This window comes from Aeromonas enterica, assembly GCF_054052465.1.
Window position 1 is genome coordinate 238,076 of record NZ_JBSTYL010000004.1, and the last position, 20,589, is coordinate 258,664.

At 56.7% G+C, this 20,589-nt stretch carries 16 protein-coding genes; 1 reads left to right on the forward strand and 15 read right to left on the reverse strand.

Translation table 11 applies throughout. The features are described 5' to 3' along the window. Window positions 1-427 precede the first annotated feature (427 nt). The 14 genes from ACW5XD_RS07025 to pykF form a co-directional block, all read right to left on the reverse strand. A complete protein-coding gene (locus tag ACW5XD_RS07025; protein ID WP_456494253.1) occupies window positions 428-2,890 on the reverse strand; it encodes a phage tail tape measure protein in 2,463 nt (820 codons plus the stop codon). Window positions 2,891-2,986: 96 nt separating this feature from the next. Continuing rightward, a complete protein-coding gene (locus ACW5XD_RS07030; protein ID WP_456494254.1) occupies window positions 2,987-3,808 on the reverse strand; it encodes a hypothetical protein in 822 nt (273 codons plus the stop codon). A gap of 27 nt (window positions 3,809-3,835) precedes the next feature. Then, a complete protein-coding gene (locus ACW5XD_RS07035; RefSeq protein WP_456494255.1) occupies window positions 3,836-4,150 on the reverse strand; it encodes a hypothetical protein in 315 nt (104 codons plus the stop codon). Further along, window positions 4,143-4,484, reverse strand: a complete 342-nt coding sequence (locus ACW5XD_RS07040) for a hypothetical protein (RefSeq protein WP_456494256.1) — start codon at window positions 4,482-4,484, stop codon at window positions 4,143-4,145. Before ACW5XD_RS07040 ends, ACW5XD_RS07035 begins: the two co-directional genes overlap by 8 nt. A 2-nt stretch (window positions 4,485-4,486) precedes the next feature. Next, the gene (locus ACW5XD_RS07045) at window positions 4,487-4,711 is read right to left on the reverse strand and encodes a helix-turn-helix transcriptional regulator (RefSeq protein WP_456494257.1); all 225 of its coding nucleotides are present in this window, start codon (window positions 4,709-4,711) and stop codon (window positions 4,487-4,489) included. Between the two features lie 248 nt (window positions 4,712-4,959). Continuing rightward, window positions 4,960-5,955 (reverse strand): hypothetical protein, encoded by a 996-nt coding sequence (locus ACW5XD_RS07050; protein WP_456494258.1) that lies wholly within the window; start codon window positions 5,953-5,955, stop codon window positions 4,960-4,962. Between the two features lie 961 nt (window positions 5,956-6,916). Further along, complete coding sequence (locus ACW5XD_RS07055) at window positions 6,917-9,721, reverse strand: DUF927 domain-containing protein (RefSeq protein WP_456494259.1); 2,805 nt, start codon at window positions 9,719-9,721, stop codon at window positions 6,917-6,919. Beyond that, window positions 9,718-9,972, reverse strand: coding sequence for a hypothetical protein (locus tag ACW5XD_RS07060; RefSeq protein ID WP_042467310.1), 255 nt, complete (start codon window positions 9,970-9,972; stop codon window positions 9,718-9,720). Before ACW5XD_RS07060 ends, ACW5XD_RS07055 begins: the two co-directional genes overlap by 4 nt. Further along, window positions 9,969-10,328 (reverse strand): hypothetical protein, encoded by a 360-nt coding sequence (locus tag ACW5XD_RS07065; RefSeq protein WP_042467308.1) that lies wholly within the window; start codon window positions 10,326-10,328, stop codon window positions 9,969-9,971. Before ACW5XD_RS07065 ends, ACW5XD_RS07060 begins: the two co-directional genes overlap by 4 nt. Beyond that, window positions 10,325-11,086 carry an ash family protein gene (locus ACW5XD_RS07070; RefSeq protein WP_456494260.1) on the reverse strand — a complete coding sequence of 254 codons (762 nt, stop codon included), beginning with the start codon at window positions 11,084-11,086 and terminating at the stop codon, window positions 10,325-10,327. The genes ACW5XD_RS07065 and ACW5XD_RS07070 overlap by 4 nt, the downstream gene beginning before the upstream one ends. Window positions 11,087-11,297: 211 nt before the next feature. After that, window positions 11,298-11,489, reverse strand: a complete 192-nt coding sequence (locus ACW5XD_RS07075) for a helix-turn-helix transcriptional regulator (protein ID WP_236301764.1) — start codon at window positions 11,487-11,489, stop codon at window positions 11,298-11,300. A 398-nt stretch (window positions 11,490-11,887) separates the two neighbouring features. Beyond that, window positions 11,888-13,135: a tyrosine-type recombinase/integrase gene (locus tag ACW5XD_RS07080; protein WP_236301765.1), complete on the reverse strand. Its 1,248-nt coding sequence runs from the start codon at window positions 13,133-13,135 to the stop codon at window positions 11,888-11,890. 133 nt (window positions 13,136-13,268) lie between these two features. Then, complete coding sequence (gene mscK / locus ACW5XD_RS07085) at window positions 13,269-16,574, reverse strand: mechanosensitive channel MscK (protein ID WP_456494261.1); 3,306 nt, start codon at window positions 16,572-16,574, stop codon at window positions 13,269-13,271. A gap of 148 nt (window positions 16,575-16,722) precedes the next feature. After that, a complete protein-coding gene (gene pykF, locus ACW5XD_RS07090) occupies window positions 16,723-18,135 on the reverse strand; it encodes a pyruvate kinase PykF (protein ID WP_456494262.1) in 1,413 nt (470 codons plus the stop codon). A 303-nt stretch (window positions 18,136-18,438) separates the two neighbouring features. Here pykF and ACW5XD_RS07095 point away from each other — a divergent pair, with 303 nt between their 5' ends. Continuing rightward, window positions 18,439-18,660 carry a hypothetical protein gene (locus ACW5XD_RS07095; RefSeq protein ID WP_456494263.1) on the forward strand — a complete coding sequence of 74 codons (222 nt, stop codon included), beginning with the start codon at window positions 18,439-18,441 and terminating at the stop codon, window positions 18,658-18,660. 70 nt (window positions 18,661-18,730) lie between these two features. Here the strand turns inward: ACW5XD_RS07095 and ACW5XD_RS07100 are convergent, their stop codons facing one another. After that, entirely contained in the window at window positions 18,731-19,912 is a 1,182-nt protein-coding gene (locus tag ACW5XD_RS07100) for a M28 family metallopeptidase (RefSeq protein ID WP_456494264.1), read from the reverse strand. Window positions 19,913-20,589 lie beyond the last annotated feature (677 nt).

A 20,589-nucleotide genomic window follows, 5' to 3' on the forward strand; every position in this document is an offset into this window, starting at 1 on the left:
ACCCTCAAAACAGATAAAACCATGCCCAAAATCGTGGCTTTAGCCTCGTTTTGCCCGAACGCTCTCCAGCCACCAGATCGGCGTGACGGAAAGTGAAAGATTTTGAAGGATTCTGAAGGATTAATTCGCCCCCATTACCCCTGACTCCCATCAGTGCTGGCGCGGTTTCAGCCCGATCTGTTAGGTGAAGGGTTATCCACACACAAAGCGCGTGCAGGCGGGCGGGGGCTTCTGCTCGCGCTGGGTGCTGGCGGTGATCGGCAGACGGCACCTCAACTCAGGTCAATTACAGATCGACTCCGAAGAAGCTTTATGTGTTTTTGGACAGCTGAGCTCTATCTGTGCGCCTTCAAGTCATTCTGCTCGCAGTAAAAAAGCCCAGCCAAATGGCCGGGCTTTCAGATTTGGATTATCGGTATGGTTACACTCAGTTGATATCAGACAAGCTGGCCAGAACCGATCTCTTGTTAGCCCGCTCATGCTCTTTAATTTTGTCGACCATCATCTGGGCCAGTCGTGACTCATCCATCCCTGATGTAGCTGTTACATTCAGCTGATAGAACGGTTGGCTGTTGATGGTTTTACTCGCCTTTGGGGCTAGCTTTGGTGTTTCAACGATACGAGTTCGATTACCAGTCCCATAGGTGTATGCAGACGAGTATGCAGGCACACCAAAGTTACCATTTGGATACCCCAAGGCATCTGCGGCCGGAAGCTTAAATGTTGGAATTTTTTTGGTTTCCAGGACACCCAGAGATTGGAGTAGCCACTCTATTCCTTTCAGGAAAGCCTTGAGAGGGGTAAGGGCGAAATTAAATGCCTCACCAAGTATGCGGCCAACAAACTCACCAGCATTCCCAAAACCCTGCAGGACTTCTTTGGAAAACTTGATTGGAGCAAGTAGGTCACCGAACCAACCCGTTAGGGCTTTCACACTGCCGCTAATCCCATCAACCAAAGGAGAGAACGGCTTTAAAGCTTCAAATACAGGGGACAACCCAACCAAGATCCCTTTCCAGAGCCCATTAAAAAATGAACTGATTGGCTCCCATAGTTTGACAATAGTAATTCCCAATGCAGCTAGCCCAGCTAGTGGAGCCAAGATCGCACTGATAGCCCCAAGCATCCCGCCCAAGGTGACCCCCAGCACCCCGAAAGTCAGTTTCATGATCGCCATTGGACCAAGCAAAGTGGCCAGAACCAGTGATAGCCCACCAAGAGCAGCAGTAACCAGAGAGGTTATCGCAGCAATTCGCATCAGGGTGTTGGACAGTTCAGGATTACGCTTTGACCAGTTACCAAGTCGCTCTGACAGGTTGCCAATCCATTCGATGATAGCTTTGATTTCCGGGCTAATCGCTTCCCCAAAATTGACCATGGCGTTGGTGAAGGTGCCGGTGGCAGCATCCCAGAGGTTACCCATTGTTCCTAGCTGGGCGTTGACCCTCTCTTGCAATGAGGCTTGTGCTTCCATCTTGGCGATGGTTTCGTTATATCCCGCCAAGCCTTTGGTCATCATCAGTGTGAGCACCTGCTGGGTTTCACTGTCGTCACCCCACACCTGATTGAACACGGCCAGCCGCTTCTGTTCGCTCAACTTATTGAGCTTGCCAAGCTGGGCGAACATCTTATCCAGCCCGCCAAAATTGCCTTTACCATCGGTGAAGTCGAGTTTGATGCCATTGCCTTCCAGCAGGTCGTTGGCCTTATCCATATTCTTGGCATTCATGCTGCGTTGAAATGCCTTGCGATAGGCGTTGCCTGCTTTTTCACCACCCATGCTCGCCTGGTCAGCCATGACCAGCAGCGGACTAAGTGCCTTGGCGGCATCAAGACCGTCTTTCTTTATCAAGTTCAGGATCGGCGACAAGCTGGCATAGGCCGCCTCTTGGTTGCCGATATCCATCCCCAGGTAGTTTGCCCTCTGGATTACATCCATCAGGCCCATCATGTCCTTTTCGGTTGTTCTGGTGGCATCTTGCAGCTTTGAGGCTGATTGCGCTGCCTGGTCATATGGCATTTTGAGCTGCACACCCAGATAGGCTGTTGCTTCTCCCAAGCCGCCAAGGATGGCCTTGGTAGTCATACCCTGCTTGCTCAGGGTGTTCATCATGTTCTGGAAATCAGCTGTGGTACCCGGCAGCTTATTGCCTAGCTGGGTCGCCAGATTGCTGATCGCTTGAAAGTCTTTATTTACCACTCCGCCTTTGCCCATCATGGTGACTTTGAGATCGACGGCAGCTGTTTCAGCCTTGGCAAACTCGATCACCGGCTTAATGGTGGTCAGGCTCATGGCTGTTCCAGTGGCAAGCGCAGCAGCGCCATGTCCTGCCAGCTGGCCGCGCAGCTCCTGGGTCTGGCGGTAGCTGGCCTTAACTTGATTTAGGCGCTTTTGCTGGTCAGCCAGTTGGCCCAGTTTGGCGCGCTGTTGGTCAAGCTGGCCGTTGGCGGCGGCCAGATCGGTCTTGAGGCGGCGCTGGTGCTCGCCGAGCTGCTTGGTGTTGATGCCAGCCTCGCCCATGGCTCGTTTCAAACTGCCGTGGCTGGCAACCATTTCACGCTCTTGCTGGGAGAGGTCGCGCACCTTCTGCTTGGCCTGTTCCATGGCGCGGGTCATGGCCTTGGTGGGCTGTTCTACTTGGGCGAGCTGTTGGGCCATCTGCTGAGCGTCGCGCTGGGCCTGGGTGAGCTGGGCGCGGGTGGCGCCAATCTGGCGGCCCAGGGTGCGATAGCCTTCAATCTGGCCGCTTTGGGTTTCCAGCTCTTTGATGCGCTTTTTCGCGTCGACAAGGTCTTTGGCGGTCAGGCGGCTCTGGCCGCTAACAGCTTTGAGGGGGGCGGTGAGCTTGTCGACCGCCCCTAGCAGGATTTGAAGTTTGAGAGAGCTCATTGTTCTTACCCATTGATTTAACTGTTGGTTTTTAACAAGGGGTAGCCACGATTTGGAATGCCCCTTGCTCTGTAATGGTTATGGGGACAATCACAACTAACTTAGCTGTTTAGATCTGTTCAGCATTGCCTCCGGCGACCAATTATCACGGCTTGCCTGGACCGCAGATTTAGGCTCTTTCGCTTTCTGCAGGCGCAAAGCCTGTTTTGCACGAGCACTTCTTTTGGCTGACGGGCTGCCTACCAAATCAAGACGGATCAGATTGCTCGGAGGAATACGCTTAATCTCTTCCATGACCACCGGGTCCAGTTCCGGGTCAGTATCTCTCCAGATTGGTTCAAGCAACTCAGCCACCAATGACTTCACCATATCGAGCGGAAGGATTTCTGCTGGCTCTATATCGCTCAAGCCGGGGGGAACGACTAAAGAGTTGGTGTCATCTTTCAAGAATGAACCGATGGCCGCCTTCTGTCTGCCTCTGGACACTAATCTGGCCAGCATTGGCAAGAGTGGAGTCAGGGCCCCGCGGGCTTCATCCAAGTCGCTGGCGATCAATTCATCCAGATAGGTTCCAGCAAGGCCGGAACGCTGCTTAAGATGCTGGCGCCACAGTTCCTGCCCTGAACAGGAACGCACAAACTCACCTTCCTCCAACTCTTCGGCAACGACCTCCATGTCTGCCAACTCACTCTCAAGTGACGAGATATGGACAGACAGTTGGCGGTACTCTTTCCCGGCGGTTTTCCCCTCGGCAATCGCTGTTCGCCGGAGCTCACGCCCCCGTTGGATCTCCTGCTTGATCTCGTCAATACGCGGGCCACTGATGCAGGTCAACAGCCGCTGCTCGCCCTCATGCCACGCCATATATTCATGGTGAGCTTGTTTGGCTGCCTGCACTAAATCTGTGATGTTATTCATTTTCTGTCTCCAAATCGGGTTGAATAATCAGCAATCTGTTTCGGTAAGGTGCTTCAGGTCCGTAGTTAGGCGATCCACATTTTCGGCAGTGAAGTTCATCACGCCTGGCTGGCCAGTGGATAAATACCCCAGCTGCTGCGACAGGCTGAGCAGCACCTGTTCATCACGTGGGTGAAGGTGACTCTTCACCAGTTCGCTGGCATTGGCGGCATATTTGCGTAGCTCGCTTTCGGTCATGCCGTCCAGGTTATCCAGCAACATGGCCTCTTGTTGCTGGGTCAAAGTAGGCATTGCGGCAAAAATACGGCCGCAAATTGCGCCGTGGTTAAGCTGTTTAGTCATGGTTTTTTCTCCAGTGTGTGAGGGTGTTCTTGATGAGGGTTTGAGCAGTGCGATTGGGCGTCTGGCGCTGGATATTCCGACCAGCAGAGCTCAACACCACTTGCCCGTAGGCGTGGTCGGTGAGGTAGTGCCAAGGGTCTAACCTGGCTTCGGCTTGAGCCGGCAGCGCGGCCTTCACGAGCTCATGGCGCAAGATCTCGAGTAGTATCCTTGCCTGTTCGGGATGAAGTGGGCCTGCCATGTGCAACACGCCACACACTGCCTGACAAATCGTTAACCAGGTAGAACCGGGCTGGAAGATCCCGCCCCAGTTGGGTGTTGTGGCCAGCGGCATGATCAGACGGCACTCTCGGCGTGGGCCGCTTCCAGCTTGGCCAGATCGATCCCGTGCTGTTTCAAGGCGGGCTCAACCTCGGCCCGAATGAAGCGATAACGGCCATTTCGGCCCAGACGGATCGGGCGTGGTAACTCGCCCCGTTCGACCATGCGGTCAATCGTGTCGTAGCGACAGCCGATCAACACGGTCAGGCGCTTACGCGCAATGAACACTTGATTGGTCATCATGCTCTCCTGCTGTTGGTTACTTTATGGAGGTTGCAACGGTTTACGCAGGGAGACGAGCCACCGCCATTGTGTAATGACGTTACACAATGGCGGTTATGACTGTCTCCGCTATGAGAGATGATGCGGCGGTTTCAAGCGAAATGTGAGCAGCGGCCAGTGTATCCAGGGCGGACACACTGGTGGAGTTGGATATTTCAGCTGGACTGAGGGGAATTACCCCTTAATGGCTATCGGTAATCAGGTCGTTACGGATGAAGGTCGAGCCCAAGTGCTTGGTTAACTTTGTTGGCTTTTTTAACTGCCTTTGCAACCGGGTAGAGGGCTTGCTGGATCTCTGTGGCGAGCGGGCGCAGTTCCGCCAACGCTGCAATCGCGGCATCTGCTTCGACCTTGGGTTCTATTGCCTTGGGGTCGCGAAGGATCGCCGTAAATGCGGCAAGGATGGGGGACAAAATCTCTCTCATTCGACCCTCCATGGCGGTGACGGCCTGCTTGGCCCAGCGTTCGGCCCGTATTGCCATTGCCTCCGCCTGCTCGGCCTGCAGCAAAGAAGCGTCTATGCGTGCCTGAGCCTTGCAGTTGACTTCCTTTACTCTCTCGGCAGCCTCAGCCAACCGGAGCGCAGTTGCGGCTTCCTGGGTGGCCAGTTCGGCCAGCCGACTCTCTGCGGCCTCAATCTCAGAGGTTCGCAGGATCACCGCCTCCAGTAAGTCCTGACGCTGATCGGCCATGTGTCGAGCACCATACAGTGCAGCAGCCTTCGTCGCGGCCAGTAGCTGCTCCTCGGTGTAGAGCGGAGCGCCCCGCCCCAACAACCCGGTTCGGTGCTCAACCTCTTGCATGGCGATGATCTGGTTGATTTTCCCCATGGTTGGCCCTTTCGGCTTCGTTGCACTAATGAGCGCAGCATGGGCAGACAAAGCACGCTGCTCCGCGTTCCACACTTCCCTCGGTAGTCGCCGCCGACGCGGGCCGATTCTGGCAAGCCCAAAGTCCGCGGACACAATGTGGATCTCGTCCTGCCAAGCTCTCATGGCCTGATTGAACGCGAGACGTTGCAGACCCTTTCGCTCCCCTCGAGCAGCTGAGGCCCGCGCCGCCGCAACCCCAGGATGTACAGCACCGAATGATTCGCCTGGCTGCGGTACCAGGTAAAAGTGGATGTGCCGATGCGGCTCATCAACATGCTCGACTACCGATTTCAGCCTGTCGCCATGCTTTGTTTTCAGATACCCAATCATGGCGTCACGATACCTTGGCCAGAGCTCATCGGGCAGGTTCTCCGGGACACTGACCACGCCAGCCCCTAAACACAGTCCGTCAATCCTCAGCTTACGCCCTCGCGGGTCAACGGCCTGCTCCGCCCATGCCATGGCCTGCTGCACTGCCTCCGATGGCATAACCCCAAACCGTAGGATCGGCGGATTAGGCTCTTTCACATGTGGATGAGCACCGGGTTTACGCTCAGCCTCATCCGCTATCTGCTGGGCTGACAGTACCCGCCCCGTCTTTGTCTTCCCGCCTTGTCGTGCATACCCGTCAATGTGTGCAAACTGACATCCCGCCATACCTGATCTGCCTCCCCCTGCTTGCTCTCATTCCACGCTACCCCAAAAGCGAAAATGAGTGGGCGAAAACTTACGCATAGTGACCGACTTTGCTTATGCGCTTGAGTCCTTCGTCCTCTTCGGCATAAGCGTCGGCCCTGCGGGGCGCGGGCGCGGCTGGCAACACCAGCATGGGAGGGAAACTGCGAGCCCTAAACACGGCCAGCCAGAGAAAGAATTTGACACAAAGCATCGCTTTTTGCTATTCGCGCACGCACACATGCATGTGTGATGTAAAAACGATGGGAACAGTGGGAACATGGGAACATTACCCGCTAACCCTTGCCACTACTGGGTTTCTCTGTTCCCACAATCGCTGGAAGGTGTGGGAACAAAGGGAACAGGGGTTGGGAACATTTCCGACTTGTTCCCACTGTTCCCACTGTTCCCAATCTGTTCCCACGAAATTCCGTGAGTGTGGGAACATTAGTATCACTTGCTGGATAAGGCTTTGAAGGTCATTTATCTATCTTGTTCCCACTGTTCCCATACTTTTATTAAATTCACCCCTGCGGGCGCACATGCGCGAATAGCATGAGCAGCCACAAAAAGTAAAGGGCCGCACGATGGCGACCCCTTGCTTTCTTCTGGCTGGCTACTCGTCTTCCGGCCCATCGGCCTCATCGGCTAGCACTCTCTCGGTCAGCATGTAGATCCAGACCGTTGCGCCGCCATCCCGCAGGCGGATCTTGCGCTGGGCTCGTTTGCCATCATTCGAGGGCAACAGATAGCCCGCCTCCAAACAAAGCTGGGCCACCCGCTTGGGATCCCGACCTCGGGTGATCTCATTCCAACCGGGAGGCAGCACGATAAAGCTCACGCCATCGGCTTCCTTCTTGCGATAGCCGACCATATTGGCCGGACGGTGGTTGGGGTCGAACCAGTCGGCAAAGCGGCTGTGCTGATGCGCCACAACAAAACCGCGCACCTGCTCCAGGGTGGCCTTGTCTTCCTTGTTTCCCAGGTGCCCCCGTTCATCCAGCCACGCCTTGAGGCATATCCGCACGGCGCTGGTCGCTTCACCCTGTGGCCAACCGGTGATCCCCAGTTCAGTGGCAAGCTCACCCGCTGCGGCCACTATGGCAAAGCGATTGATAGCCCGCCCAACCTGATTACCGGCCCCCGCGGGTGTCAGCTCGACCGCCAGACGCTTGATCTCCGCCTTCAGGCGTTCCTTGTGTGCGTCTAGCCCTGTTGCCAAGGTCTCGATGTAGGCACGAAATGCGGTGCCGTATTCGCGCTTACAGGCCTCGTTGAGGGCATCGGCAAAGGCTCGCCCATCTGGTTGGTTGTGCAGCACCTCAAACGCACCGTGCTTACCGGTACTGCTCGGGATCTGGATGGTCCGCACCTCCATCCCGGCTTGGGTACGCTTACCCGCTTCGGCGGCGTGATCTTCTAGGGATAGTTCACCCGTGGAGAGGAACAGCAACCGCCACGCCTTGCGCTCTTTTAGCTCACCATCCTGCTTGCTGCGGCCCTTGCCTTGGCCATTCGCTAGCATGTAGGCCACCTGTCCGGCCTCACGCCCATCCAACTCGCCCAGTTCATCCAGGCACAACAAGGCATCGTTACGCCGACTGGCGATCCCCTCGATGGCGTTGCCAGTCGCCCGCCAGGTGTGACAGTAGCGATCGGGCTGGCCATAGATGCTGGCGGCGGCCTTCATGATGGTGGACTTGCCATCGGTACTCTCGCCCTTGAGGTGGAAACCGCCACCTTCCTGCCCCACCAGTGACAACAGGGGGGCGGCGAAGGCCAGCGACAAGGCGAAGCACAGGCGGGAGTTACCCACGGCCATAGCAGCGATCTGGCGCTGCCAGTCGGCCAGCTCCCCCGAGCTGGTGAAGTCGCTGCTCAGGTAGCCGGCCGATTGCAGGATCACCTGCTCAGCATCTGGCCCGATGCCCCCACCCGGCAGCACATACGCTTTGCCGTACCAGCCGGTACGCTCGACACAGGTCACCCGCCGCTCGGGTTGGCTCATCATCAGATAGACCGCCAACTTGTCGAGCTTCTTGAGGTTCACAAAGGGTAAGCCGCCATTGAGTAAGGACGCCAGCGCCTCCTGGCCACCACGGTGGACCAACATGCTGACCGGCATCGCCCATTGCCGGGTACGGCCAGCCCGATCCTGCCACTCCAGCAAGCGCCCTTGGCCATACCCCGCCTCATCAGAAGTTTCGGCAACCACCCTAAGCTCAGGGGAAATCAGGGTTTCCTCCTGCCTGCCGTTCTGCCCCGAGCCCACCCATTCATGCACGTAGAGCATACCATCCCTGATCTCATAGCCCTCTGGCAGTTCCTCACCATCAATTGGTTGATCCTGCTCGCCTTGCACATCTGGCACAGAATGCAATGGGATCACTTCGGCTCGCGGCCCTTCCTTCTGGCTGGCGCCTTGCTGCTGGATCTGTTCAATCTGGCTCATGATGGCTCTCTTGGTCTCTTCAAGCCCATGGGCCTGGTGGTAGTCGTTCCAGTCGCCTGCAGTGGGCGGTAGTGCTACCACAGCCCCCACTGCAGCAGCGGCTTGCTCGGCCTTGGTCTTGCCCGGGTTGCCCGTCTTGGTGGCATCGTTGTCGGCGGCAAGCCATAACCGGCACGGTTGCAAGGGGCCGTCCATCCCCCTCACCACCTGAGCGATGGCCAGCAAGTTACCCGCATCCATGGCGCAGTAGACTGTCGCACCGGTCGCCAGATTCACTGATAGCCCGGTGGCATAGCCCTCGCAAATCGCCACCAGGGCACTACCCGGGATCCGGTGGCAGGCAGCCTGCTTCTGGCCACCGGCAAGGTAGTGCCTCACCCCGTCATGGCGGATCAGCTGTACGTTCACCAGTTCGCCGGTCTCGCTGTAGAGCGGCACCACCAGGGAGCCAGCGGGGAACGCCTCTTCCCCCACCCGGATCAGGGAGCTATTCAACAGCCCACCGGGCCAGCTCAAGCGCTTGTGTGACAGATAAGGGGATTGGCCAGGCTTGCAGTCGCGCAGGATATCTGCAGCGCGTCTGGCGGCTTTCTGGCGCTTAATCTGCTGCTGTTGTTGCTCTACATCAGCCTGCGCGCGCTGTTGCTGCTGCAATTGCTCTCGATCTGCTTCTGATATGGCAACATGGGAAATGCCAAGCACCCCCGCCACCAGTTCCGCAGCATCCTTCGGCAACTTACCGGTGACACGGCGGATCAGATCCAGCCCGTCACCCGCACCACACTGGCTACAAATCCAGGTACCGCGCCCGCCCTTGTCATCGAGCCGAAAGCGGTCTTTCCCACCACAAGCCGGACAAGGTCCATGCTGCTTACGTGGCGGTACCGTCACACCCAGATTGGCCAGCAGTTCGGGCCAGTGGCCACAGGCCGCGGCGGCCACGTCAGAAACGAATGTTGCCTGGCTCATGTATCACCCCCCACCAGAACGGTCACCAGCTCATTGAAAGCGCGTTCATCCAACCCAGCCTTCAGCTGGCGGGCCTGTTTGGCTGTAACGGCCCCCGCCATACCGCTGGTGCTGGCAATGAACTCATCGCGCTGCCGACGGCTGGCAAAGGCGCTCAGGCTGCCCGCTTGTGAGCGTTTGCCTGTCTTGGGGTTGGCTGGGCCCATGAATGTGGGTTGTTGGGCCGCTGGAGCCCATGCGTAATAGGTCATACACCCTCTCTGAGCTTGGCCAGCTCGACAGCCTCAAACTCCGCAATGACTGGGGCGAGCAACACACTGATCACACACGGCTCGATATGGGACTGATTTCCATTGAGCACCTTGAGTAGGACGGAGGCATAACGATTGATCCGTTCAGCAGGTTCCTCCAGCGGTGTCCCGGCACAGCACGCCTCCAATTCATCAAGTTGGGTCTGCAATGGATGCAACAGGTCGGAGAGCTCCAAATAGAGCATCCTCTCGGTATTGGACTCACAGATGCAGCTCAAAGCAGAAGCGAGCATTGCAGACTGCTCAAACAGAGCTTCAGCTTGGATAACCTGGCGAGTTCGAATGGTGCGTTTCATACTGCGGCCCCCTTGCTCGGGGTACGGGACAAAAACACCAAGGGCAGGCCAGGCAGATGGGCACGGGCCTCGTCTTCGGAGTATGCAGTGGTCGACACAGTGCGAATGCGGGGTAGCTCGGCCACACGGCAACCATGCGCAGCAAGCAAAAAAGTAAATATTTTGGATGTAGCAAGAGTGGGGATAGTAGCCATGATGGCAGCCTCTGAGTTCGATAGGTATTCACTACCGACCAGAGTTTCCACACTCATGGCGGTAGCCCGAGCGGGGGTGGAAATACCGGCGAACCCAGAGGAAACCGGCCAGCCCGAAAGCTGCCCCGCCCGAGCCACCATTACACAGCAGACCCCGCCGACCAGATAGGCCAACAGAGCCCCGAGCAAAGGGGATCGAGTGCCAACAAAAAACCACGCAAGCGCGTGGGTTGGCGCTGAGTTCAATTCCGGGTTTCCACGCCCGGCAACGGATTTTGCCGTTGCGCTAGATACATTATCGTATTGAACCATATCAGACAAGTGACATTGCGCATCTTGCTTCGTCTTGGTGCGTAAGCGGGCACCTTGGCGCAGCCCATGGGCTTTGATAGAGTACGTAAGCTTGCTCGCGGGTGATGGGTATTGTTGAGCCAGCGAAGTGGAAGGGGGAGCTGGGTGGGCTCCCCCTTTTATTTTGTGTTCGCGTAAGCGGTGGGCCACGCATGAATTCAATACCGATCCCCCCGTAGGAATACTGGGCGGCATGACTATTTCATAATGCATAATTACCTCAGCATTAATTATAAAAATCCAACTGCTAATTTTTAAATAAAGACACCCGTCAGCTAAAAACTGATGCGATGATTTTAATTTAATCTGTGACAGTGGGGTGAGCGATTTTCTACTTCAAGTATCAGTGCCTGGGTTAATAGCAGATGGTATTAGAATACTGATTGGTTAATTTTTTTAAATATACCCTGCCAGCACAGTACGATTATCGTTCTTTCATCCGTTGCAATAGCCAATCATTCACTTCGCTTTCCACCCAAGCCACAGCTTTAGGGCCAATAGTGATGGGCTTAGGAAAATCCCCCGTTTTCATTTTTAAATAAATAGTGGGTTTCGACATACACACTCTAGCCGTGACATCACGGATTCTGAGTAATCGGATGTTTTCAATACTCATCGTTTCACCTCATTGAATGAAATTAAAAAATATTGTCAGCGCGGCCTTGGTTTAACTCAAGTGATGCGCAGCTTACGCTGAGTAGCACCTCTATTTTTAACGTCTTAACGCTACGTTTGATAAAACGATACTACCCAAAACCAGCCAAGGCAACGTCGAATATTTTTAATAAATTGTTTTTTTAAAGTACGAGTGAATATGTAGTTTTGAGCGGCGCAACAGTGCGCAAGGTGACGCGGTATTGCGCAGAATTTAGCGCCATTTAATTAATTTATGCATAGTAAGTGAATTAAAAAAAATCGCTCAAGCGCGTTTTTTTAAATGTGCAATGTACTGTGACGTGAACCGATGGAGGGGGAGGGGCCATGGTCAGCCCACTCCTGCATATGCGTTTGGTGTTATGGTGTGGGAAGCAAGCTCTCAATCAAGGTAGCCCAAAGCTCTAGGGCCTCTTTTCGTTCTTCAAAGAATTGATAGTGGTTGTAGGTAGCAACTATCCCCTGAGACTTTAGGCTGTGATTTAGGCACATTTCAGCCACCTCCTGCTTAACCCCCAATTCTGCGAGGTGGGTGCGGGCTGTATGGCGTAGAGAATGCACGTTAAGTTTCTCAATACCCTCAACCTGTTGCCGGAGTTTCTTAATAGCCCCATTCAGGGTGTTTTGTGCCATGTGAGGGGTTAATTGCTGGCTGATAGCGGGAAAAACATAATCACTACCGCAGCCCAGATACTTAGCTTCCTTGAGCCATGTCACTGCCAAGTTGGGTAGGGGGATCGTAATCCCTTTTTCCATCTTGGTACGTGCAGGCAGCGTCCAGGTCTGCGCGTCTAGGTCAAACTCACTCCAGGGGGCCTTCAGCAGCTCCATCTTACGGCCACCCAATAGCAGCAGCAGATAAAAGGCCAGTTCGCAGCTTCGACTAAAACTGCGGCATAGGGGGATTGCTGCCAGCACCTCAGCGAGTTTCTCACGGGTGAGGTAGAACTCTCGGCGGTGGATCTGGCCACCGGCATCGGCCCTGGTAAAGGCAACTGCGGGGTTACTCTCCACGATATGCAGCTTGACGGCGTAATTGAACAGACGTTTCAGCCAATCAAGAATGCTGTTGGCCATAGCAGGGCTTCCTCTATTCACGATGCCATGCAGGATCTCGTCAACATGGCTCGGCTTCACCTCACCGGGGCTCATTTTGCCGATGGCGGGGATGATATGGTTCTCGAACCGCTGCCGGACAGCCTTCGCATCCTTACGCTTACCCTCGACATGTCGGGTTAAGAAGTCATTAGTTAGCGCCGTCACAGTGAGACGGTTCTGTGCTGCAGCATGCTTGGCTTGCGCCTCACGTTTACGTTCCTGCCGAACATTGGCGACGTCTATCCCACGGGTAATGTCGGCCATCATGAGTTTTGTCTCGTCCAAAGCCTGCTTGAGCGACATAACGTCGACGTGGCCTAGCAACATCTTGCATTGCCTACCCGCAAAGCGATAACGCAGACGCCAGAACGGACGCTGGTACTTCTCTGGCCAGCAGAGGGCAAGGTTAGGGTAGACCGCCTGGTTATCGAACCGCTCTCCCTGTTCGCCCCTGCGCATGAGATCCTTGAAGGCTTTGTCAGCCTCTTTTCTCGTGGTGATCTTGCTCAATGGTGTGACCCTAAAAGTTTTTTTCAGACATAAAAAAGCGTGACCCCAGTGTAATTAGGGTCACGCTTAGGGTCACATCTTTTTTCGTTCAGATTGGTTTTTGGTGGTAATGGTTAGCGATAACTAACTGTTATTACGTTGATTTTTTACCATCCTGCGCCGGAGCTGCCATTTCAGAACCATCGTTCATGTTCTTGATATAGACATCCATCTGGTTGAAGGCGATCTCGATGCCGTTCTCGCGAAATAGCTGATCGATTTTGCGGTTCAGCTCGTCCACTGCCGGGTTGCGATCCCCCAGTTCGCTCACGAAGAAGCGCAGCTCGTGATCCAGCGTACTGGCTCCAAACGTGAGGAAGTAGACGATGGGCGACGGGTCTTTCAGCACGCGGCTGTTGTCGTCGGCGGCCTGCTTGAGCAGGGTGCGGGTCAGCTCCAGATCCGAGCCGTAAGCCACGCCCACTCGTACGATGACGCGGGTGACGGTATCGCTCAGCGACCAGTTGATCAGCCGTTCGGTCATCAGCTGCTGGTTGGGGATGATCACCTCTTTGCGGTCGAAGTCGGTCAGGGTGGTGGCGCGAATACGGATCCGGGAGACGGTACCTGAGAAGGAGCCGATGGTGACAGTGTCACCGATCCGCACCGGACGCTCGAACAGTATGATGATGCCGGAGACGAAGTTGGAGAGGATCTCCTTCATACCGAAACCGATACCGACCGACAGACCACCCGCGACCCACTGCAGCTTGTCCCACTGGACGCCCATCATGGAGAGGGCGGTCAGGGAGCCGAAACCGATCAGCACGTAGTTGAGCATGGTGGTGATGGCGTAGGCGGTACCTTGAGCCAGGTTCAGCTTGGAGAGCACCAGCACTTCCAGCAGACCGGGCAGGTTGCGCGCCAGCGACCAGGCGCCCCCGAGCAGCAGGAAACCGATCAGTACGTCGCTCAGGCTGATCGGGAAGAGCACGGCATTGGCGCCAGTCCCTTCACTGCGGTGCCACAGGACCATGCTGTCGAGGTAGGAGAAGACCGCTACCAGATCGGACCAGAGCCAATAGAAGGCGAGGCCAAAAATCAGCAGCAGGACGGTACGGGTCAGACGCAGGGATTGCTGGCTGACATCCTCCAGATCCATCGGTTGCTCTTCGATGGATTCACCACCTTCCGCATCTTCCACCGATCTGTGCTCACGTTTGGCAACCGCACGGCGGTAGGCCAGACGACGGGCGGCCAGTTCCAGGCCACGCAGGGCGGTGCGATAGACCAGACTCCAGATGATGATGAGGTAGAAGGATTCAATCAGCCGGCCGGTCAGTTTGAGCGCTGTGTAGTAGTAACCGAGCATCGCCAGCACGATCAGCGCGATAGGCGCCAGCGCCAGGGCGATGGCGACCAGCGACTTCTGCATGCTCGCCTCGCCCTTGATGCGGGCGCGGGAGATGGGGAACACCAGATAGGCGGCCAGTCCCAGCAGTGCCAGGGTCATGGCCTGGCCAATCACGTCGTTGCCGAGGGTGGAGGGTTCAACCACCGCCTTGGTCGCGAGCATGATGAGCGGCAGCAGCGGCAGCCACAGATAGCGCATGCTGGCTCGCTTGGCCTGCAGCTCCGCTTTCGGGATCCGGAAGTGGGACTCGGCGATGCCGCCCGGACGCATCACGGCCAGATAGACGCTGAATACCAGGTAACCGAGGGCGAGGTTGAGGGTGATCTGGAACGTCAGCTTGGGGCTGAGTAGACCGCAGTAGGTGAGCAGCAGGCCGCCAGCCAGAATGAACATGCTGCCTGGCAGGCGCTGCAGTACGGTATAGAGCAGGGCGCGCGGAGTGTGCCATTGGCTGTCATGGCGGAAGCGACCAAGATCTTTGGTGATCTTCTTCTCGCGCTCGATCAGGGCTGGGCGCTTCCATACCAGCAGACCGCCGATCAGCAGCAGTGGAAAGACGAGCAGGGAGATCCCCAGCAGTTCTTCACGCCAGCTTTTCCAGTCCGGTTTCAACACCCAGTCGGAGGCTTGCTTGTAAGCCTGTGCGGGCCAGCTGATGAACCACTTCATGTCGATGGGCTTGTTGCTGCTAACCCAGAAGATATGTTGCTGCAGGGTAAATTCGATGGCCGCGTAGATCCGTGCCAGTTGCTGTTGGGTCAGCTGCAGGCTGATGGCGTTGGTCAGCTGGCTGTCGAGCTGGCGGTTGAGCTGGTCCAGCAGATTGATACGGGTATCGAGCAGCTTGGCAAGGTTGACCTTGTCCTCTTCACTGACCGGCTCCTTGCTGCTGGCAATCAGATTGTCCAGATAGAGGTTTTTCTGGAACAGTTGGTCACGCTGCTGGCTCAATTCAAACTGGGCCAGGTGCAGGTCGGCGATCTGCTCTTCCAGATTCTTGACGGCGATAGTCGGCGCTGCTTCCAGTTGTTGGTAGAGCTGATAGAGGATGCGTGACAGCAGCAGATTGCCCTTGAGCATCTGCACCTGTTCGTTGAGGTTGCGTTCGGTCTGGGTGCCGCGCTCCAGCCAGCTCTTGGCTTGCAGGTTTTTTTGTACCAGCGAGTTGAGGTTGGTGGTAGCGCCGATGAGCTGTTGGCTGAGCTGGTGGTTGAGCTCCTGCTCTTTTTGTACCAGCGGGCTGTTTTCGGTGGCGACCAGCTCGCCGGTCTGTTCGGCGGTTTTTTCGGTGTCGCCCAGGCGTTTGGCGCTGCTCTGCGCTTGCAGCAGTTGCAGTTTCTGCTCCTCGTTGGCGAGGCGTGCACTCTGGAAGTCGCGATGCTTGACCGCCAGATCCTGCATGCTGGTACGGTTGTCCAGCTCCTTTTGCAGGTGAGTCAGTTGCAGATCCAGCAGAGCCAGCTCGGTATTGAGCTTCAGTTTCTCGGCATTGCTGACACTCTCGCCCATATTGAGGCGGCTGCGGATCTCCTGGCTGCGCTGGTAGGCTCGGCTCATGCTGGCCTGAGCCCGTTCCGGCAGGGTTTGCAGACTGGTGAGCTGGCTGCCAATGGTGCCGAGGGCTTCCTGGGCATCCTGCATGTTGGCCAGTACTTCCGGTTGACGGCTGTCGAGCTCCGCCAGGCTCATGCTGGCGTACTCGCTCTTGATCTGTTCGGCGCTCTTGCTTTGGGCCAGGGCATCGAGCTTGGCGCTGATCTCTTTGATCTCGGTTGGCAGATTGCGCAAGCGCTGAGCCTGGGCTTTGGCTTTCGCCTCTTCCTTGTCGATGCTATCGAGCAGGCTGAGGGTCTCGGTCAGGAACTTCTGGTCGGCCTGCTGGCTGACGGTGAGGGTTTCCGATTTGCCCAGACTATCCAGCGCACGTTGAACCGTGGCGCGGGAAGGGACATCTTGCGCCATGGCTTGCGGTGCGCAGAGGCTGATGAATAAGCAGAGCAGCGGCAACAGGGTGGCCGAGGCTCTTTTGAAGCGTGTTGAGAGCATAAAACTTCCGGGTTATTACGCGATATTTGGGACATTTCCCACATGGATTAAATCCGCGTGGATTCTAACACCGGGCTTGAACGGGAAGCAGGGGGAGCAGATAAAAAAAACGGCGCCCGCAGGCGCCGTTTCATCGGTTCAGTACGGATTAGAGTACGTGAACGGAGGCGGTGTTGGTGGTGCCGCTCGGTACCAGGGCACCGGAGACCATCACAACCACGTCACCTTTCAGACCCATGCCGCTGGCCAGCGCCGCTTCTTTACCGATGCGATAGAAATCGTCGGTGGAGGCGATGCTGTCAACCACGTGAGCAACCACACCCTTGGTCAGGACCAGCTGGGCTGCAGTTTTCTTGTTGGTGGTAATGGCCAGGATCCAGGCTTTCGGGAAGTACTTGCGAATGGCCTTGGCAGACTTGCCGCCTTCAGTAGCCACCACGATCAGCGGGGCGTCCAGCTTCTCGGAGGTCTCGACTGCGCCTTTACAAACGGCTTCGGTGATGCGCAGCTTGTTGCTGTCGTTGGCAGCAGACAGGTTGGACGGCATCACGGCATCGGTACGCTCGCAGATGGTGGCCATGATGGTCACGGCTTCCAGCGGGTACTTGCCCTTGGCGGATTCACCGGACAGCATGACTGCGTCGGTACCGTCCAGGATGGCGTTGGCCACATCGCCGGCTTCGGCGCGGGTCGGACGCGGGTTCTTGATCATGGAGTCCAGCATCTGGGTGGCGGTGATAACCACTTTACGTGCCTTGTTGCACTTGGTGATGATCATCTTCTGGGCGAAGATCACTTCTTCAACCGGAATTTCCACGCCCATGTCGCCACGTGCAACCATGATGCCATCGGAGACAGCCAGGATCTCGTCGAAGTTGTCCAGGCCTTCCTGGTTTTCGATCTTGGAGATGATCTGGATGTTCTCGCCACCGTGGGCTTTCAGGTGCTCACGGATTTCCAGCACGTCTTCTTTCTTGCGAATGAAGGAGGCAGCAACGAAATCAACGCCTTGCTCGCAACCGAAGATGAGGTCGCGTTTGTCTTTCTCGGCCAGGGCCGGCAGCTTGATGGAGACGCCCGGCAGGTTGATGCCCTTGTTCTCGCCCAGATCACCGTTGTTCAGCACTTTACAGACAACTTCACGCTCGGTGATTTCGATCACGTCCAGGCCGATCAGGCCGTCATCCACCAGGATGCGGTTGCCGACGCGCAGGTCGTTGGCGAAACCGGCATAGGTCACGGCCACTTTGTCTTTGTTGCCAACCACGGTCTGGTCGGTGGTGAAGGTGAATGTCTGGCCAGCGACCAGGGCAACGTCGTTGCCGCCTTCCAGCTTGATGGTACGGATTTCCGGACCCTTGGTATCCAGCAGTATGGCTGCGTGCTTGCCGGTTTCGGCCATGACAGCGCGCAGGTTGCTGATACGACCGCCGTGCTCGGCGTAGTCGCCGTGGGAGAAGTTCAGGCGCATGACGTTCATGCCGGCATCCAGCATTTTAGCCAGCATTTCTTTGGATTCGGTCTTGGGACCGATGGTGCAGACGATTTTGGTCTTTTTCATGTCAGTCTTCATGGTTAAGGAGTTTCCGCCGTGCAATATACACCAGTTTTTGGATACTTTTTATGATCCAGAAACAACGTTTTGACCAGATAACGTTTTCTTTTCAGGGATAACGTTTTCCTCCCGACTACTTTTTAGGGCATAAATTAACTGGTTCGCGCAGATTTGGCATAAATGTTGCCATATGCATCCAGGCGCCAGCCCGCCTCGTCAGATGTTGTAAAATGACGATCCCACCCTGTCATCAAGCCGTCATCAGTCCCGACAAGAATAGACCTGGTGACGGAACATGAGAGCCACAGGATGACGCCCTATCTGTTGATACTTTCCCTCGCCTTGCTGGCCGTGCAGATACTGCCCGCCGCCTGTTGGCCGGATAATCCAGCTCCCCGAGTTGCCAGTGCCGCCCTTGAGCTTGTCGAATTGCAGCAGATGCTGGCAGCCCGTGAACCCGGCCTCTCCCGTGACGCCTGGCGGCAGTTGCGCCAGGACAGCCTGTTCGGCTGGCAACAAAGACCGTACTGAACGGGAGACGTTAAAAGAGAGGGAGGCCAAGCCTCCCTCTCTTTTTATCCTGTTTTCAACGGCGTCTGGCTCAGTTGATCTTGCCCATCTCGATGGCGAAGCTGGTGGCCAGCTGGGCGAACTTGAGGGCGTGGCCGGCGGAGGCATCCGAGTTTTGCAGGGTGTCCTGGGCGGTATGGATGTTGGGGTTGTAGTCGTTGAAGCGCGACTCGAACGGCATGGCGGCGGGATAGCCCTGATTGTGCCAGGAGGCGTGATCCGAACAGCCGTAGCCGCAGCTGTCGTAGCCATAACTTATCTGCGGCAGGTAGGCATCGAGCAGTTGGGCGAGATAGCCGGTCAGCCCCTGATCCGTGTAGTCGGTCATGAAGACGATGTCCTCGGCCGAGCCCTGATAGTTGGTCATGTCCAGCTGCAGCGCGGCCAGTACCTTGGTGTTGGCCGCCTTGTAGCGGCTGGCGATGTCCTTGGAGCCGCGCAGGCCCACCTCTTCCGCTGCATAGCCGATAAACTGCAGGGTGCGTTCCGGTTGGCGACCCTGCTCGGCGATGACCCTCAGCACCTCGGTCAGAGTGGCGATGCCGGAGGCGTCATCGTCGGCGCCGGGTGCCAGGGTACGGCTGTTGGGGGCCGAGCCTGCGGTGGAGTCGAGATGACCGCCGATCACCACCACCTCATCCGGATAGCGGCTGCCCTTGAGGGTCAGCACCACGGATTGCTGTGGGTAGCCGCTGTGCTTGACCCGGCTGACGCTGGCCCAGGGCAGGGTTGTGCTCAGGCTCTGCCACTGGCTGGCCACCCAGTCGGCGGATTGCACCCCTGTGGTGGTGGTGTAGTAGCGGTTGCGCCAGCTGGCGAGCTTGCTGATGGTGCCGACTATGTTGCCCTGATCCAGATAGGGCAGCAGTCGGTTGACGCTGCTGCCCTGGGTCAGCGGCGGTGCGCTGAACAGGTTCTGCGTGAGGGGCTGGGCCATGCTCTGCAGGGCGTCGGCCAGGGTGCTGTGCACCACGTAGCCGCCGCAGCGCTGATGACCCTCGTGCATCAGGTGGGAGAGGGTGCCAAGCTCGTTCGCCTCGACCTGAGCCAGCTGAATGGGGGCGCCGCTGGCACTGAACAGGGGGGCCAGCTTGGCCTTGACCTGCTTGAGTTCGACGCCGCTGTCGGCACCGACCGTGATCCAGACGGGTTCGGCGGCCTGCACGGCGAGGGGCAGCAGGGGGAGCAAGAGGGCGGTCAGCAAGGGTTTCATATCGGATCCTTCCAGATTGGGTTGCGGGCACATGTGCCAAGTGGGTGTCATAAGACGACTGGCCCAGTCTAGCCAAGGGCGCAAACGAACGGATTTGCCCATCTGGCGGCGGGGCTTCCCCATCCGGTGGGGGCCGCTGCAGGATCTGCTGTTTACCTGACGGATTGAGCCGGGCTGGTCAGCGTTTTGTGCTGATGAGAAGGGGAGTGGCAACCTGGTCGCCGTGCCGTGGCCATTGTGTCCCGGCTGGGGGGCTGACAAAGGGACCCAAACTGTGCCGCATCGGTGCAGGTAGCAAGAGTGCGAGACGCTGCGGGAAGGGCGGGGACGTAAAAAACGAGGATAAAAGAGAGGGGCCAGAGCCCCTCTCTTTTACATGGCTGATGCTGTCATGCCGTCGCCTGGGCCAGCATGCCGAGCACGTAGCCGCCAACCAGAGTGGTAATCAGGGGAAGGGAGTGGTCCATGTTGTCACCTCGCTAATGGCAGTCTGGGGGCTACCTGCACCGCGCGGCGAAGAAGGCAGCTGTCAATGAGCAGGGGGCGAAAGAGACAGATGTTGGCCGCGGCGAACAAGAGATATTGGGGGCGACAGCTGTCGTTTCTGTTGAAAAATAATGCATTTTTTTGCCTAAAATCGATATTTATCCACAATTTAACGACTATTTTCGATTGAA

Excerpts from the sequence above, each read along its gene's own strand:
- ACW5XD_RS07035 (WP_456494255.1), bottom strand. The coding sequence starts at position 4,150 with ATGACTAAACAGCTTAACCACGGCGCAATTTGCGGCCGTATTTTTGCC.
- ACW5XD_RS07100 (WP_456494264.1), bottom strand. The coding sequence starts at position 19,912 with ATGAAACCCTTGCTGACCGCCCTCTTGCTCCCCCTGCTGCCCCTCGCC.
- ACW5XD_RS07070 (WP_456494260.1), bottom strand. The coding sequence starts at position 11,086 with ATGCATTATGAAATAGTCATGCCGCCCAGTATTCCTACGGGGGGATCG.
- ACW5XD_RS07055 (WP_456494259.1), bottom strand. The coding sequence starts at position 9,721 with ATGAGCCAGGCAACATTCGTTTCTGACGTGGCCGCCGCGGCCTGTGGC.
- ACW5XD_RS07060 (WP_042467310.1), bottom strand. The coding sequence starts at position 9,972 with ATGACCTATTACGCATGGGCTCCAGCGGCCCAACAACCCACATTCATG.
- ACW5XD_RS07040 (WP_456494256.1), bottom strand. The coding sequence starts at position 4,484 with ATGCCGCTGGCCACAACACCCAACTGGGGCGGGATCTTCCAGCCCGGT.
- pykF (WP_456494262.1), bottom strand. The coding sequence starts at position 18,135 with ATGAAAAAGACCAAAATCGTCTGCACCATCGGTCCCAAGACCGAATCC.
- ACW5XD_RS07045 (WP_456494257.1), bottom strand. The coding sequence starts at position 4,711 with ATGACCAATCAAGTGTTCATTGCGCGTAAGCGCCTGACCGTGTTGATC.
- ACW5XD_RS07075 (WP_236301764.1), bottom strand. The coding sequence starts at position 11,489 with ATGAGTATTGAAAACATCCGATTACTCAGAATCCGTGATGTCACGGCT.
- ACW5XD_RS07050 (WP_456494258.1), bottom strand. The coding sequence starts at position 5,955 with ATGATTGGGTATCTGAAAACAAAGCATGGCGACAGGCTGAAATCGGTA.
- ACW5XD_RS07095 (WP_456494263.1), top strand. The coding sequence starts at position 18,439 with ATGACGCCCTATCTGTTGATACTTTCCCTCGCCTTGCTGGCCGTGCAG.
- mscK (WP_456494261.1), bottom strand. The coding sequence starts at position 16,574 with ATGCTCTCAACACGCTTCAAAAGAGCCTCGGCCACCCTGTTGCCGCTG.
- ACW5XD_RS07030 (WP_456494254.1), bottom strand. The coding sequence starts at position 3,808 with ATGAATAACATCACAGATTTAGTGCAGGCAGCCAAACAAGCTCACCAT.
- ACW5XD_RS07025 (WP_456494253.1), bottom strand. The coding sequence starts at position 2,890 with ATGAGCTCTCTCAAACTTCAAATCCTGCTAGGGGCGGTCGACAAGCTC.
- ACW5XD_RS07065 (WP_042467308.1), bottom strand. The coding sequence starts at position 10,328 with ATGAAACGCACCATTCGAACTCGCCAGGTTATCCAAGCTGAAGCTCTG.